Origin of the sequence: Photobacterium sp. BZF1, from assembly GCF_014349205.1 — a bacterium.
Lineage (GTDB): Bacteria > Pseudomonadota > Gammaproteobacteria > Enterobacterales > Vibrionaceae > Photobacterium.
Genome location: NZ_JACSOF010000026.1, coordinates 15,928 through 29,246 on the forward strand (window position 1 = coordinate 15,928; position 13,319 = coordinate 29,246).

15 protein-coding genes are annotated in these 13,319 nt (G+C 51.5%); 9 read left to right on the forward strand and 6 right to left on the reverse strand.

The genetic code is table 11. The annotated features are described in order from the left end of the window. Nucleotides 1-163: 163 nt before the first annotated feature. Nucleotides 164-1,531: a Do family serine endopeptidase gene (locus tag BIZ37_RS07750; RefSeq protein WP_187461036.1), complete on the reverse strand. Its 1,368-nt coding sequence runs from the start codon at nucleotides 1,529-1,531 to the stop codon at nucleotides 164-166. Nucleotides 1,532-1,638: 107 nt separating this feature from the next. Next, on the reverse strand, nucleotides 1,639-2,088 hold the full coding sequence (gene zapG / locus BIZ37_RS07755; protein WP_187461037.1) for a Z-ring associated protein ZapG: 450 nt from the start codon (nucleotides 2,086-2,088) through the stop codon (nucleotides 1,639-1,641). A 243-nt stretch (nucleotides 2,089-2,331) separates the two neighbouring features. On the opposite strand from zapG, the gene zapE reads away from it, so the two are divergent. The 8 genes from zapE (at nucleotide 2,332) to sspB (ending at nucleotide 8,808) form a co-directional block, all read left to right on the forward strand. Next, a complete protein-coding gene (zapE, locus tag BIZ37_RS07760; protein ID WP_187461063.1) occupies nucleotides 2,332-3,429 on the forward strand; it encodes a cell division protein ZapE in 1,098 nt (365 codons plus the stop codon). Nucleotides 3,430-3,714: 285 nt separating this feature from the next. Then, nucleotides 3,715-4,143: a 50S ribosomal protein L13 gene (gene rplM / locus BIZ37_RS07765; protein WP_107300019.1), complete on the forward strand. Its 429-nt coding sequence runs from the start codon at nucleotides 3,715-3,717 to the stop codon at nucleotides 4,141-4,143. Between the two features lie 15 nt (nucleotides 4,144-4,158). Continuing rightward, complete coding sequence (gene rpsI, locus BIZ37_RS07770) at nucleotides 4,159-4,551, forward strand: 30S ribosomal protein S9 (protein ID WP_107300020.1); 393 nt, start codon at nucleotides 4,159-4,161, stop codon at nucleotides 4,549-4,551. Nucleotides 4,552-4,997: 446 nt separating this feature from the next. Then, the gene (gene petA, locus BIZ37_RS07775; protein ID WP_107300021.1) at nucleotides 4,998-5,588 is read left to right on the forward strand and encodes a ubiquinol-cytochrome c reductase iron-sulfur subunit; all 591 of its coding nucleotides are present in this window, start codon (nucleotides 4,998-5,000) and stop codon (nucleotides 5,586-5,588) included. Beyond that, nucleotides 5,588-6,853, forward strand: a complete 1,266-nt coding sequence (locus tag BIZ37_RS07780) for a cytochrome bc complex cytochrome b subunit (RefSeq protein ID WP_107300022.1) — start codon at nucleotides 5,588-5,590, stop codon at nucleotides 6,851-6,853. The genes petA and BIZ37_RS07780 overlap by 1 nt, the downstream gene beginning before the upstream one ends. Continuing rightward, nucleotides 6,850-7,587, forward strand: coding sequence for a cytochrome c1 (locus BIZ37_RS07785; RefSeq protein ID WP_107300023.1), 738 nt, complete (start codon nucleotides 6,850-6,852; stop codon nucleotides 7,585-7,587). The genes BIZ37_RS07780 and BIZ37_RS07785 overlap by 4 nt, the downstream gene beginning before the upstream one ends. Nucleotides 7,588-7,672: 85 nt before the next feature. Next, nucleotides 7,673-8,311 carry a stringent starvation protein SspA gene (sspA, locus tag BIZ37_RS07790; protein ID WP_107300024.1) on the forward strand — a complete coding sequence of 213 codons (639 nt, stop codon included), beginning with the start codon at nucleotides 7,673-7,675 and terminating at the stop codon, nucleotides 8,309-8,311. A 2-nt stretch (nucleotides 8,312-8,313) separates the two neighbouring features. Next, on the forward strand, nucleotides 8,314-8,808 hold the full coding sequence (sspB, locus tag BIZ37_RS07795; protein ID WP_187461064.1) for a ClpXP protease specificity-enhancing factor: 495 nt from the start codon (nucleotides 8,314-8,316) through the stop codon (nucleotides 8,806-8,808). Between the two features lie 101 nt (nucleotides 8,809-8,909). On the opposite strand, the gene BIZ37_RS07800 is transcribed toward sspB, so the two are convergent. The 4 genes from BIZ37_RS07800 to BIZ37_RS07815 are packed head-to-tail and all read right to left on the reverse strand — an operon-like array spanning nucleotide 8,910 to nucleotide 12,239. Then, a complete protein-coding gene (locus BIZ37_RS07800; protein WP_187461038.1) occupies nucleotides 8,910-9,446 on the reverse strand; it encodes a BON domain-containing protein in 537 nt (178 codons plus the stop codon). 20 nt (nucleotides 9,447-9,466) lie between these two features. Continuing rightward, on the reverse strand, nucleotides 9,467-10,057 hold the full coding sequence (locus tag BIZ37_RS07805; protein ID WP_107300027.1) for a phosphoheptose isomerase: 591 nt from the start codon (nucleotides 10,055-10,057) through the stop codon (nucleotides 9,467-9,469). Between the two features lie 3 nt (nucleotides 10,058-10,060). Next, nucleotides 10,061-10,429, reverse strand: a complete 369-nt coding sequence (locus tag BIZ37_RS07810) for a YraN family protein (protein WP_187461039.1) — start codon at nucleotides 10,427-10,429, stop codon at nucleotides 10,061-10,063. Continuing rightward, entirely contained in the window at nucleotides 10,413-12,239 is a 1,827-nt protein-coding gene (locus BIZ37_RS07815) for a penicillin-binding protein activator (RefSeq protein WP_187461040.1), read from the reverse strand. The genes BIZ37_RS07810 and BIZ37_RS07815 overlap by 17 nt, the downstream gene beginning before the upstream one ends. Before the next feature lie 61 nt (nucleotides 12,240-12,300). Between BIZ37_RS07815 and rsmI the strand changes: the two genes are divergently transcribed. After that, nucleotides 12,301-13,161 (forward strand): 16S rRNA (cytidine(1402)-2'-O)-methyltransferase, encoded by an 861-nt coding sequence (gene rsmI, locus BIZ37_RS07820; RefSeq protein WP_187461041.1) that lies wholly within the window; start codon nucleotides 12,301-12,303, stop codon nucleotides 13,159-13,161. Nucleotides 13,162-13,319: the final 158 nt, after the last annotated feature.

The following is a 13,319-nucleotide window of genomic DNA, read 5'->3' on the forward strand; positions in this document are numbered from 1 at the left end:
CTGATAATAACCGAAGAGGGTACCATTACCTTAGACAAGATACCAAATGTTGGCTGTGTATTTTATTGAATAATGTAGCGAAAGCATAACCGCAATATGCCTGCGGCAGCTGATGTGGGGAGAGGGGATGGCAGCCGGTGTTGGCCGACTGCCGGGGAGCGGCTTAACGGATAATGAGGTAAAGGACGCTGTTGTCTCGTTTCACTTCGAGGGCCAGCACGCTAGGCTTTTTATCCAGCGCTTTTCTCAACTCTCCGAGGTTTCGGATTGGCTGGCGGTTAACACCCTGAATGATATCGCCTTCGCGCAAGCCATAACGGGCAGCTTCGGAGTTCTCCTGCAGACTGGTGACCTTGACGCCTTTGGCACCGTCCTTCGAGGTTGTGTTGGCAAATTCGGCACCGGCAAGGCCTTCGTGCATACTCTCGGCTTTCACCTTGTTAACCGTGGCTTCCTGCAGTTTGGCAGTGACATCCATTTCCTTTCCGTCACGGACAATACCTAGGGATACATCTTTGCCTGCGCCAAGGGTAGCGATTTTCGCTCTCAGCTCACCGAAGGTGCGGATCTGTTTGCCATTGACCGACACAATAATATCACCGGCCTTCAGGCCTGCTTTTTCGGCGGCAGAATCAGGCATTACCTGGTTGATAAAGGCACCATGGTTGGTTTCGTAGCCGAACGCTTCAGCCAATTCAGAAGTGAGCTCACCACCTTGTACTCCGAGGATACCGCGTTTGACCTCACCGAACTCAATGATCTGCTCGGTCAGGTTCTTCACCATATTGACCGGAATCGCAAAGCCGATGCCGACGTTACCGCCGTTAGGGCCAAGGATTGCTGTGTTGATACCGACGAGCTCACCATTGAGGTTGACCAGTGCACCGCCGGAGTTACCGCTGTTAATAGCAGCATCGGTCTGGATAAAGTTTTCGAAGTTCTCGATATTTAGGCCGCTGCGGCCAAGGGCTGAAATGATCCCGGAGGTGACAGTCTGGCCCAGGCCAAATGGGTTACCGATGGCCACTGCAAAATCACCGACACGTAGCTTGTCTGAGTCGGCCAATTTGATTTCGGTCAGGTCGCTGGCGTCCTTGAGTTTGAGCAGGGCGATATCAGACATCTCGTCGCTACCAATCAGCTCGGCAGTGACTTCACGGCCATCATGCAGCTGGACCATGATTTTATCCGCGCCACCGATGACGTGGTGGTTGGTGACGATATAGCCCTTGTCGGCATCGACAATTACCCCTGAGCCCAGGCCGCGGAACGGGCGCTCTCGCATTTGCTCTTCAGGGAAGTCGGGACCGAAAAAGAAGCGGAATGTTTCTGGTAAGCGTTGCCTGGATACTTGTTTACCTTCAACGGCAATACTGACGACAGCGGGCGTTACCTGCTCTAGCATCGGAGCCAAGCTGGGAACCTGTTGGTTGCTGACTGATTGGGGAAGGGCGGCGGTTGCCGTCACAGGGGTAATAACTGAGCTGATGCCGATAGTCAGGGCACTTAAAACAAGTAAAGTTTTTTTCATTATTACTAAACTCCGGTTTCCAAGTCCAATCGCGGCCATAGATCCTAGTGTACTGATATGGCTGCTTAATCTCAGACTTGAAATCCGGTGTTTAGTTCCTAAGAATTTTAGCTTGCCTTTGACTCTTCAGCGGCAGGCTTCGGCTCTTCGGCGACCACTTCAGGTTTTTGGTCCTTTAGCAGGCCGGTAGCACCGTTGGCGTAATCGCGAGGTTGCTCGTCCTTGTTTTCCTTGACGTCTTTTACCGCTTCCAGTGTGCTAATACGGTGGGCAAACGGGTTGTCTTGCTCTGGTAGGTTTGGCATCAGTTCGGTTGAGGTTTTCGCCATGTGCTCGTACAGCTTGCTGTAATCTTTGGCGATGTTGTCCAGAAGTTCTGAGCTCTGGGCAAAGTGATCGACCAACTCCTGACGGAATTGCTCAAGTTCGTATTTTGATTTATCCAGCTCTTTTTTCAGTTCTTTTTGCTGTTTCAAGCCTTTATTGCTCAGCCTCGTGGCAAAGGCACCAACAATGGCACCGGCAATGAAAATCAGCAGCGCATAAATCCAAGCCATGAAAAACTCCTTTTGCTCTTCTCTTATATAGGGACAGGGGGATAACGTACCACGGGCAGGCTTACCTGCCGGGGGAGTGGTGTACGTACATCATCATGCCTGTTGTATAACATCGAGATTTAATTGGTGCTGAATAGCACGACAACTTCATCTGCGCATCAACTTGTCTAGATACTATACATGTACATGAAGCAGCATGGTACTATCTCGCATACGGAGAATGACAGTTTGGGCTTTACAAGGATGACCCCACAACAAAAATATCAACAAGACCTTCAGCGCAGTGATTTCGCTGCCGATCCAGCCCAGGCTGCGGCTGTCGGCCATCTTGATGATTTGTATCACCGGCTTCAAGCCCCGAAGCCCGAAGTAGCCCGGAGTTGGGTTGACCGCTTGATGCGCCGCTCGGCTGAGCCACTGGCGCCGGTAAAAGGCCTCTATTTCTGGGGTGGGGTGGGGCGAGGCAAGACCTATTTGGTCGATACCTTTTTTGACTGCTTGCCGACAGAGCGCAAAATGCGGGTCCATTTCCATCGGTTCATGCACCGGGTGCATCAGGAAATGAAGCAGTTAGAGCAGCAAAGTGATCCGCTGGAAACCGTGGCTGAGCGGTTTGCTGCCGAGACCGATATTATCTGCTTCGATGAGTTCTTTGTGTCGGACATTACCGATGCCATGATCCTTGGCACCTTGTTCGAGGCTCTGTTCCGCCGGGGGATCACCTTAGTGGCTACTTCGAATATTCCACCGGACGAGTTGTACCGCAATGGCCTACAACGGGCGCGCTTCCTGCCGGCCATTGACCTTATCAACACCCACTGCGAAGTGGTCAATGTCGACTCGGGGGTAGATTACCGCCTGCGTACACTTGAACAGGCCGAAATCTATCATTATCCGCTGGATGCTCAGGCTGAGCAGAATATGCTGCACTATTTCCAGCAACTGGCTGCCGGCGAACAACGCGAGGGCGGCTCGATAGAAATCAACAACAGGACCTTGCCTATCCGGCATGAAGGGGAGGGGGTGATCCATTTTGATTTTGCCACCCTGTGCCAAACAGCCCGCAGCCAAAGTGATTATATGGAGCTGTCGCAGATCTACCATACCGTCCTGTTGTCACAGGTCGTCCAGATGCAAGAGGATGACAGTGATGCCGCAAGGCGCTTTATCGCATTAGTGGATGAATTTTACGAGCGCAATGTCAAACTGATCATCTCGGCTGAAGTCGAACTGGCACAGCTTTACCAGGGCGAAAGGCTGGCTTTCGAGTTCAAGCGCTGTTGCTCTAGGCTTATAGAAATGCAGAGCCACGGCTACCTGGCTAGCCCGCATATTCCATAACGCAACGTGTACTGGGCCAGCCATCTGTGATGGGAAAACCGCCCAAATTAGAGGTTGATAACCTGCTGTTTTGGGCCTTAAACCGCTCCAGAGAAAAAATCGCAATTTTTTTTCAAAAAAAGGTGATTTTTTCTCCACCCTTCCCTATAATCTTGCGACCCACCGTACCTGTAACGGCAAAAGCCGGGAGTGCCAACCACTCGAAGGGGTGATGAGAGGGCTCTGTACAGAGGGAGCATTATGCTCCTATGAAGTGAAACTATTTAATTTTGGGTAAGAATTAGCATGAAAACTTTCGTTGCTAAACCAGAAACTGTAAAACGTGACTGGTATGTTGTTGACGCTGAAGGTAAAACTCTTGGTCGTCTAGCAACTGAAATCGCATCTCGTCTACGTGGTAAGCACAAGCCGGAGTACACTCCGCACGTTGACACTGGTGACTACATCGTAGTTATCAACGCTGAAAAAGTTGCAGTAACTGGTGCTAAGCGCACTGACAAGATGTACCACCACCACACTGGCTACATCGGTGGTCTGAAGTCTATCAGCTTCGACAAGCTTCTTGATAAGAAACCAGAAATGATTATCGAGACTGCTGTTAAAGGCATGCTTCCTAAAGGTCCTCTAGGCCGTGCTATGTACCGTAAGCTGAAAGTTTACGCGGGTACTGAGCACAACCACGCTGCACAACAGCCTAAAGTTCTAGACATCTAATTGGGGAAGATGACAATGGCAGAGAATCAATACTACGGCACTGGTCGCCGCAAAAGCTCAGCTGCTCGCGTTTTCATTAAACCGGGTACTGGTAACATCGTAATCAACAAGCGCAGCATCGAAGAATACTTCGGTCGCGAAACTGCTCGCATGGTTGTTCGTCAGCCACTTGAGCTAGTTGAAATGATTGAGAAACTAGATCTATACATCACTGTTAAAGGTGGTGGTATCACTGGTCAATCAGGCGCTATCCGTCACGGTATCACTCGTGCACTTATGGAATACGATGAGACTCTACGTCCAGCACTACGCGCAGCGGGTTACGTAACTCGTGACGCACGTAAAGTTGAGCGTAAGAAAGTTGGTCTACGTAAAGCACGTCGTCGTCCACAGTTCTCTAAGCGTTAATTTTACGCTTCAGAATTTATTCTGGAAACTGTGTGCAAAAGCTCAACCTTCGGGTTGGGCTTTTTTATTGCCTGAAATTCAGCGCTTGGTATTTCTCTCGGTTGTCACATCTAGGCAACAAACCACGGCTTTCTAGCCCGTAATCCGCACCATTATCTTTCCTCTTTTCCCAATCAAAATACCGTAGCAACAGCTGTTTGCATTACAGGTAGTAACAAAAAGCACATACCTCTCACATTTGTTGCGAAAAAGTAGCTTTATCTTGTCAAAAGGTGGGGTTTTTTTTATCATTTGGCGTGATAAGCAACAGCTTTATACCGCCACTTTAGCCTTCCGGGTTGGAAGGGGTTGCTGTTGTTTCTTTCCGTTGAAAGTTAGCCGTAAGCTCCAGGGACGCACAAGGACATAATAATAATCCAGAGCGGGAGCACATGGGAGAATGTTGGATGAGCAATGCGCCAGTAAGTAACGGCCGACGCCGCTTCCTGACTGCAACGACTTCGGTTGTTGGAGGCTTGGGTGCAGCTGCTGTAGCTGTGCCTTTTATCAAATCTTGGAACCCGAGCGCGAAAGCAAAAGCCGCCGGTGCGCCAGTTGAAGTTGATATCAGCAAGTTGGAAGAAGGCCAGATGGTCCGCGTCGAGTGGCGTGGTAAACCTGTCTGGGTAGTCCGCCGTAGCGATGCTGTTTTAAATGAATTGGGTGGCCATGATGGTCAGCTTCGTGATCCGTCTTCGGCGGAGCCGCAGCAACCCGAATATGCCCAAAATAAATTTCGTTCAGTTAAACCTGAAATCTTTCTAGCCGTAGGTATTTGTACCCACCTAGGCTGTTCACCTACCTATTTACCCAATACCTTCAGTGAGCAGGTAAGTGGTATTTCAGCCGGTTTCTTCTGTCCTTGCCACGGGTCGAAGTTCGATATGGCTGGCCGGGTCTTTGCAGGGGTGCCAGCACCATTGAACCTGGTTGTGCCGCCTCATACGTTCCTGGATGACAATACCATTCTGGTCGGTGTAGATGAGGAGGCAGCCTAATGGACGGTTTACTTGGATGGGTTGAAAAACGCCTGCCAATGATGAATGCCTATAAAAAGCATTTGTCTGAATACCCGATGCCGAAGAACTTCAACTTTTGGTATCTGTTTGGATCACTAGCCATGCTGGTACTGGTCAACCAGATCATTACCGGGATCTGGCTGACTATGAACTATGTGCCTTCCGGCGACGGGGCCTTTGCCTCGATCGAATACATCATGCGTGATGTAGAGTACGGTTGGCTACTACGTTATATGCACTCGACGGGCGCCTCGGCCTTCTTTGTCGTGGTTTACCTGCATATGTTCCGTGGTTTGATCTACGGTTCTTACCAGAAACCCCGTGAGCTGCTATGGCTGTTCGGGATGCTGATCTTCTTGGTACTGATGGCTGAAGCCTTTATGGGCTACCTACTGCCATGGGGCCAGATGTCTTACTGGGGTGCTCAGGTAATCATCTCGCTATTTGGTGCGATTCCGGTCATCGGTGATGATCTCACGCTTTGGATCCGTGGTGATTACGTGATCTCCGGCGCGACCCTGAACCGCTTCTTTGCCCTTCACGTTATCGCATTGCCTATCGTGCTGTTGCTGCTGGTTGTTCTGCACATTCTTGCGTTGCACGAAGTGGGTTCTAACAACCCGGACGGTATCGAGACCAAGCTGCCTAAGGGTACTAAGGGTGAGGACTACAAAACCCAGTTCCCGTTCCATAGCTACTACAGCAAGAAGTACGACATTATCGACTCTATTCCTTTCCACCCATACGGGACGGTGAAGGATATGGTAGGTATTGCCGTGTTCGCCTTCTTGTTCAGCTACGTGATCTTCTTCAACCCTGAGATGGGCGGCTACTTCCTTGAACCACCTAACTTTGAAGCGGCTAACCCGCTGAAGACCCCAGAGCACATTGCACCGGTTTGGTACTTCACACCGTTCTACGCTATTTTGCGTGCGGTTCCTGACAAACTGCTGGGTGTTGTGGCGATGGGTGCCTCGATCGTGGCGTTGTTCCTGCTGCCATGGCTTGACCGCTGTAAGGTGCGCTCTTACCGCTACCGCAGCAAATTGCATTTGGCTAACATTGTCCAGTTCACCATCAGCTTCATTGCTTTGGGTATTCTGGGTGCATTGCCGGCAACCCCGACATACACCATCCTGGCGCAGATCTTCAGCTTTGCGTATTTCATGTTCTTCGTCCTGCTGTTCTTCTATAGCAAGAATGAAGCAACCAAACCGCTACCAGAGAGGGTAACATTCAAATGAAGAAGTTGATTGTAATGCTATTTGCCCTGCTGCCTTCTCTGGCTATGGCAGCGGGTCCGTCGGTGCCACTGGACAAAGCCGGTAATGATCTGACGGACAAGGCCTCGCTGCAGCGCGGTGCCCAGACCTTCATGAATTACTGTTTTGGCTGTCACGCCACCCAGTACCAGCGTTATGAGCGAGTGGCGACAGATCTGGGGATCCCTGCCGATCTCATGATGGATAACATGGTGTTTGACCCAGAAGCCAAAATTGGTGATCTGATGGTCAATGCTATCCCGACCGAGTATGCTGCGGCTTCGTTCGGTGCTCCGGCGCCGGACCTGACCATGGTTGCCCGTGTTCGAGGCAGCGACTGGCTTTACACCTACCTACGCTCTTTCTATGCGGATCCTAGCCGTCCGTTTGGGGTCAATAACGTAGTTTTCCCGAGTGTAGGTATGCCCCATGTCCTGGAAGAGTTGCAGGGTGTACCGACTAAAGTGTACGAAACCCGCCTCATTGACGGTGAAGAAGTACAGGAATATGTTGGTATCAAGTCTGACGGCACGGGTGAACTGAACGATGAAGAATATGACGAGGCTGTTCGCGATCTGGTCAATTTCCTCGAATATTCAGCAGAACCAATGAAGTTGGAACGCCAGCGTCTGGGTTACTGGGTAATGGGCTTTATTGCCGTATTCTTTGTACTAACATTACTGTTGAAGAAAGAATATTGGCGTGATGTCCACTGATCAGGTAATCTAGTGGGTTGGAATCTCGCAATGGGGGCCGGTGCCCCCGTTGCTTTTTGTGTATTTAAGTATACTGGAGGGGTTAATGGCTGTTGCTGCCAATAAACGCTCTGTGATGACTCTGTATTCTGATGCTTCTGACATCTACAGCCATCAGGTGCGTATCGTACTAGCAGAAAAAGGTGTAAGCGTTGAAATCGAGCTGGTTGACCCAAACAACCTGCCTGAAGACTTACTAGACCTAAACCCGTACAACTCTGTGCCGACTTTGGTTGACCGTGAGCTTGCACTTTACCAAGCAAGCATCATTATGGAGTATCTGGATGAGCGCTTCCCTCATCCACCATTGATGCCTGTTTACCCTGTTGCTCGTGGTAACAGCCGTTTGATGATGTACCGTATCGAACGTAACTGGTACACACTGGCAGAAAAAATTAACAAAGGCTCTGGTGACGAAGCTGATAAAGCACGCAAGCAATTGCGTGAAGAGCTATTGGCTCTTGCTCCAGTATTTGCTGAGTTCCCATACTTCATGAGCGATGAGTTCAGCCTAGTTGACTGTTACCTGGCACCGCTGTTGTGGCGTCTGCCGGAAATGGGCATCGAACTGACTGGCGCTGGTGCAAAAGAAGTTAAGAACTACATGACCCGCGTTTTCGAACGTGATTCATTCTTAGCCTCTTTGACTGAAGCAGAGCGCGAAATGCGCTTGGCTGGCAGCTAATGATGGACATCGACAACATGACACCGCGCCGGCCTTACCTGCTGCGAGCTTTCTATGATTGGTTGGTAGATAATGATTTGACCCCCCACTTGGTGGTCGATGCTACGTTGCCAGGTGTCAAGGTTCCGATGGAATTTGTCAGTGACGGACAGATTGTCCTGAACATTGCCCCGCGTGCTGTGGGTAACCTGGAATTGGGCAACGAGGCGATCAGCTTCAGTGCCCGTTTCAGCGGCCGTCCTCACTCGGTGATCGTTCCACTTTATGCCGCTATGGCTATCTACGCGCGTGAAAACGGTGCTGGCACCATGTTCGAGCCAGAACCTGCTTATGCGACAGACATGGCAGATATCGAAGAAGTGGAAGAAATCGCAGATGAGCAGATGCAGGATGCACTAGCGCCTGTTGAGCCTGTGACTGAAGCGGTTTCAGATATCGAACCTGATGATGAGCCACCTCGCCCTCGCGGCCGTCCAAGCTTGCGAGTTGTGAAGTAATTTCATAGCGCTCCCATCAAGCTTACCGCATTAAAAAACGCAGCATCCGCTGCGTTTTTCTTTTCCTGGCTGGGTATCGTTGACCCTGCCAATAACCTCTACTACTCAGGGTACTCAAAGACCTTGACGACTTTTTTGACCCCGGAAACATTGCGGGCGATATCTGCTGCGACATTACCTTGTTCACGGCTGACATAGCCGAGCAGGAACACCTCCTGGCCTTCGGTGATGACTTTGATCGTCGCATCGCGCAGTTGCTTGCTGCCAATCAGCTGGGCCTTGACCTTGGTTGTCAGCCAACTGTCTTTGCTCACCTCGCCAAGTTGTGGCAGCGGGCGGATCTGGATTTGGTTATAGACGGTATTGACGTTTTTCAGCTCACGAACCTGTTGCTCTAGCTGGTTGCTATAGGTTGGCTCTGTGGCTTGGCCGACCAGCAATACCTTGCCCTCGACAGCTATCGCATTCACCCGGGTATGCTGGCGATAGGGTGGTTTGTTGGCCAGCCCACCGACTTCCATTTCGATCTCTTGATCATACCATTGCTGCTTGGTCGAGCGGGTATCAGCCGGATCCAAAGCGGCACACGCCTGCAGGCCGAACGCCAGCAGCAGAACAATTAGCGGACGCCAGTTCATGGTTACCTTCCTTGTTGTATTTATCCTTCGTGGTGAGGGAACAGGACCTTGTCGATCAGATCGCACAGGCAGTGGACCACCAATAACTGGCCTTCCTGGATCCTTGCCGTACGCTGGGACGGAATTCGGATCTCGACATCTTGGATGCCCAGCAACCCTGCCATTTCGCCACCGTCCTTGCCGGTCAGGGCGATGATAGTCATATCACGGGTCAGGGCGGCTTCCATCGCCTTGATGATGTTCTTGCTATTGCCGCTCGTCGATAGCACAAACAGGATATCCCCACCTTGGCCTAGGGCCCTGACTTGTTTGGAGAAAATCTCATCGTGGTGGTAGTCGTTGGCAACAGCCGTCAAGGTGGTGGTATCCGCGGTCAGCGCTAATGCTGGCAGGCTTGGACGCTCGGTCTCGAAACGGTTGATCAGGCAGGAGGCAAAGTGCTGTGAGTTTGCCGCCGAGCCACCGTTACCGCAGCAGAGGATTTTGTTGCCATTGAGCAGGCTTTGCACCATGACCTGTGCTGCCTGGGAAATTGCGTCTGGCAGGGCCTCGGCGGCGGCAATCTGGGTTTGGATGCTTTCGGTGAAACTTTCTTTGATGCTCTCTAGCATGGATTAACCTTCTACTAGGGTGTTGGTAAACCATTCGATCTGTGGTGGTGTGCCCTCAAGCGAGACCACATCAAACCGAAACTCTGTATGTTCAATGGCGAAGCCATTTTTCTTTAGCCAAAACAAGGCCGCACGCTTAACACGTTGTTGCTTGCGCCAGTTTACCGCTTCTGCGGCCGAACCGTAATGATTGTTTTTGCGGAATTTGACTTCAACAAAGACCCAGCACTGCCGGGAGCGCATGATCAGGTCAATTTCGCCGCTGCGGCACTGGAAGTTGCGGGTGTGGGGGTGTAGGCCATGGCGGCAGAGGTACTGCTCGGCCATGGCCTCGTAGGTTTGCCCTTGTTGGCGCTTATTGAGCAGGCTCAATACCGTTCCCGGTATAGATTGCCCAGCTTAGCTGGCGCTGGATGACACACTGGTCATCAAGGCTCAGTTGGCCGGTGTTGCCCTGGGTGCTGTAGTTATCGACGACACGCATCTGCGGTAGCTCGGACACCATCTTGTAGGCATCCATCCCGAAGGCGTGGAGACGAACATCGGTATTCTTGCTATCCGGCCACAGTTCTTCATAACGGTTCATGAAGTTGTGGTTAGCATCGACTAGCAACGGGATGTCGCTGAACTCGATACCACGGATCTCGGAGGTATCTGCGTTGCGGTCAGGGTAACTGCGCGAACTGGCGTATAGCTTAGGCTGGGAAGCATCCGGGTTAATAGCGACTTCGATAAACGGTTTGAGCAAGGTCAGCTCATTGACGTTGGCAATCAGGTAAACCGAATCGGTATCACGGCGGCTGCGCGGCTCGGCTTCCAGTTCCATACCCAATACCTGCTGCATCTGCTTGATGCGGTTCTGGCTGTCGGTTAGGCCGAACACCGAGGCAATTTCTTGCTGGATCTGCTTACGTGAGCTGAACTGGCGGGTTGCCGGTGTCTTGCCTGTCAATTGCTGCCATTGCTCGATGAACGCATTGCTGACGCGTTCGCCGTAGCTGTTGCCCGGGGCCAAGACCATCGGGTACTGGTGCCCTTTGGCAAACAGGTGGCGGGCAGCTTGCTCTGCTTCCTGTTCTGGAGATAGCGAGAAGTAACAGGCATTGTCTTGGGTGAGCTGGCTTGGATCTGGCTCGTTCAAGGCCAGCAAGGCAATATTGCTGCTATTCGCACGCTGGAACTCGGTAATCTTGTTCTTGCGCAGCGGACCGATCACCATTTCAACACCGGTTTGCTCAAGCTTGGCCATAATGGAAGCCATGCTTTCTGCCTCGGTATCATAGACCGTCAGCTCGGTCTGTGCCTCGCGGCCAGAATCATCGAGCATGGCGTTGATAAAGCCATCGCGCACTGCTTTGCCTGACTGCTCGAAGCGGCCAGTCAGTGGAAGTAACAGGGCCACATTGTCAAGCTGGGCAATTTCCAGCGACATGATGCTCTCTAGATCGGTTGGCAGGTACTGGTTTGCCGGGTGGTATGGGTTGCTGCCCAGCCACTCTTCGACCATCGCCTTGAGCTTGGCTGGGCGCTGGGAGTAGGTGTTTTTCAGTACTGCCAACTGAATCCAGCCCCGCAGCACTTCTTCATCACCGGCTAGGGAAACAGACTGCAGCTGGTTGTTGTTGTAGTTGGACAGATCCTGCCACAAGTTCTGCCAGTTGGCCGCTTTCTTGTCATTGCTCAGGTACTGGTCCAAAGCCGTGCGGGAGCGGGCAGCATTGAGTGACTGGTTGGTTTGACGGAATAACTCTGCGCGCAGCATGTGGTAGCGCAGGTACTGGCTGTCAGCCAGTGTCCACCATGGTTGGAAGTTGAGTGAGTCAAGGGCCGCTTTAGGTTGGCCTTGCTGGTAGCGCAGGGTCGCACGTGCCAGTTGCCATTCGGCCATTTGCAGCGGATCCATGTTCATCCGGCTCAGACGGTCGGCAAGTTGCTCGGCCTGATTCCATTGGCCTTCCTTGATTAATGCCTTGAGTGCCAAGATATTAAAGTTGATGCTTTCGGCACCTTCACTTGACTCGGCTTTGATCAGATAATTGGCTGCGCTATCAGTAGCGGCAGCTGTAATATCGGTGACCACGACAGGTTGGTTAGAGGTACTACAGCTTGCCAGAAGCACGGCAAGGGCTACAGGGGCTAACAGTCGTGATACACTTTTACGCTTATGGGTAAAATTGAGCATTGAATTCATTCAACTGTGACAAATTACTCTCTATATTAATTGCAGATGAGATCTTAGACAAATGAGTGAGACCAATTCATGCACGGTAGATGTCGCAACTTTGTACATCGTACCTACTCCAATCGGTAATTTGGCGGATATCACGCAGCGTGCATTGGACGTATTGGCAAATGTCGATCTGATTGCCGCCGAGGATACGCGACACACATCGCGCCTGCTGACCCATTTTTCGATCTCGACCCGCACCTTTGCGCTTCACGATCATAACGAGCAGCAAAAAGCTGACTATCTGATCGAAAAACTTCAGGCCGGTACCAGTATCGCACTTGTGTCCGATGCCGGTACGCCGCTGATCAGTGATCCAGGATACCATCTTGTCAATCGTTGTCGTCAGGCGGGTGTTAAAGTTGTCCCACTTCCAGGGCCTTGCGCGGTTGTCACTGCATTAAGTGGTGCCGGCCTGCCATCGGATCGCTTCAGCTTTGAAGGCTTCCTACCGCCAAAAAGCAAGGGCCGCCGCGATCGCTTTCAAGAGTTGGCCAATGACGAGCGCACCATGATTTTCTACGAGTCACCGCACCGCATCATGGACTCGCTGGCTGATATGCTGGCTGTACTTGGCCCTGAACGCCAAGTCGTGTTGGCCCGCGAACTAACCAAGACCTACGAGACTATCCACGGCGCGCCGCTGGGCGAATTGATTGACTGGTTGGGTGAAGACAGCAACCGTACCCGTGGAGAAATGGTACTGCTGGTGGCCGGCCATCGCGCCGAGAAAGAAGACCTTCCTGCTGACGCGCTACGCACCCTTGGCCTGCTGGTCAAAGAACTTCCCCTGAAGAAGGCGGCAGCACTGACAGCAGAGATCCACGGCGTGAAGAAGAACGCGCTGTATAAGTGGGGGCTGGAGAATTTAGGTTAATGGCCCTATGTGGCTATGGTTCTATGGCCCTGTGGGTAAACAGTGAATTGTCGGCCTAAATATTATCGATAAAGAAAATCCCCGAACAAAAATCGGGGATTTTTATATGCTTACAAATTTTTGTTCACATTGTTGTATGCCTTGGGAAATAAAGAGCA

Bases quoted from the DNA above. Each gene is read 5' to 3' on its own strand.
- BIZ37_RS07750 (WP_187461036.1), bottom strand. From the start codon at position 1,531: ATGAAAAAAACTTTACTTGTTTTAAGTGCCCTGACTATCGGCATCAGC.
- zapG (WP_187461037.1), bottom strand. From the start codon at position 2,088: ATGGCTTGGATTTATGCGCTGCTGATTTTCATTGCCGGTGCCATTGTT.
- zapE (WP_187461063.1), top strand. From the start codon at position 2,332: ATGACCCCACAACAAAAATATCAACAAGACCTTCAGCGCAGTGATTTC.
- rplM (WP_107300019.1), top strand. From the start codon at position 3,715: ATGAAAACTTTCGTTGCTAAACCAGAAACTGTAAAACGTGACTGGTAT.
- rpsI (WP_107300020.1), top strand. From the start codon at position 4,159: ATGGCAGAGAATCAATACTACGGCACTGGTCGCCGCAAAAGCTCAGCT.
- petA (WP_107300021.1), top strand. From the start codon at position 4,998: ATGAGCAATGCGCCAGTAAGTAACGGCCGACGCCGCTTCCTGACTGCA.
- BIZ37_RS07780 (WP_107300022.1), top strand. From the start codon at position 5,588: ATGGACGGTTTACTTGGATGGGTTGAAAAACGCCTGCCAATGATGAAT.
- BIZ37_RS07785 (WP_107300023.1), top strand. From the start codon at position 6,850: ATGAAGAAGTTGATTGTAATGCTATTTGCCCTGCTGCCTTCTCTGGCT.
- sspA (WP_107300024.1), top strand. From the start codon at position 7,673: ATGGCTGTTGCTGCCAATAAACGCTCTGTGATGACTCTGTATTCTGAT.
- sspB (WP_187461064.1), top strand. From the start codon at position 8,314: ATGGACATCGACAACATGACACCGCGCCGGCCTTACCTGCTGCGAGCT.
- BIZ37_RS07800 (WP_187461038.1), bottom strand. From the start codon at position 9,446: ATGAACTGGCGTCCGCTAATTGTTCTGCTGCTGGCGTTCGGCCTGCAG.
- BIZ37_RS07805 (WP_107300027.1), bottom strand. From the start codon at position 10,057: ATGCTAGAGAGCATCAAAGAAAGTTTCACCGAAAGCATCCAAACCCAG.
- BIZ37_RS07815 (WP_187461040.1), bottom strand. From the start codon at position 12,239: ATGCTCAATTTTACCCATAAGCGTAAAAGTGTATCACGACTGTTAGCC.
- rsmI (WP_187461041.1), top strand. From the start codon at position 12,301: ATGAGTGAGACCAATTCATGCACGGTAGATGTCGCAACTTTGTACATC.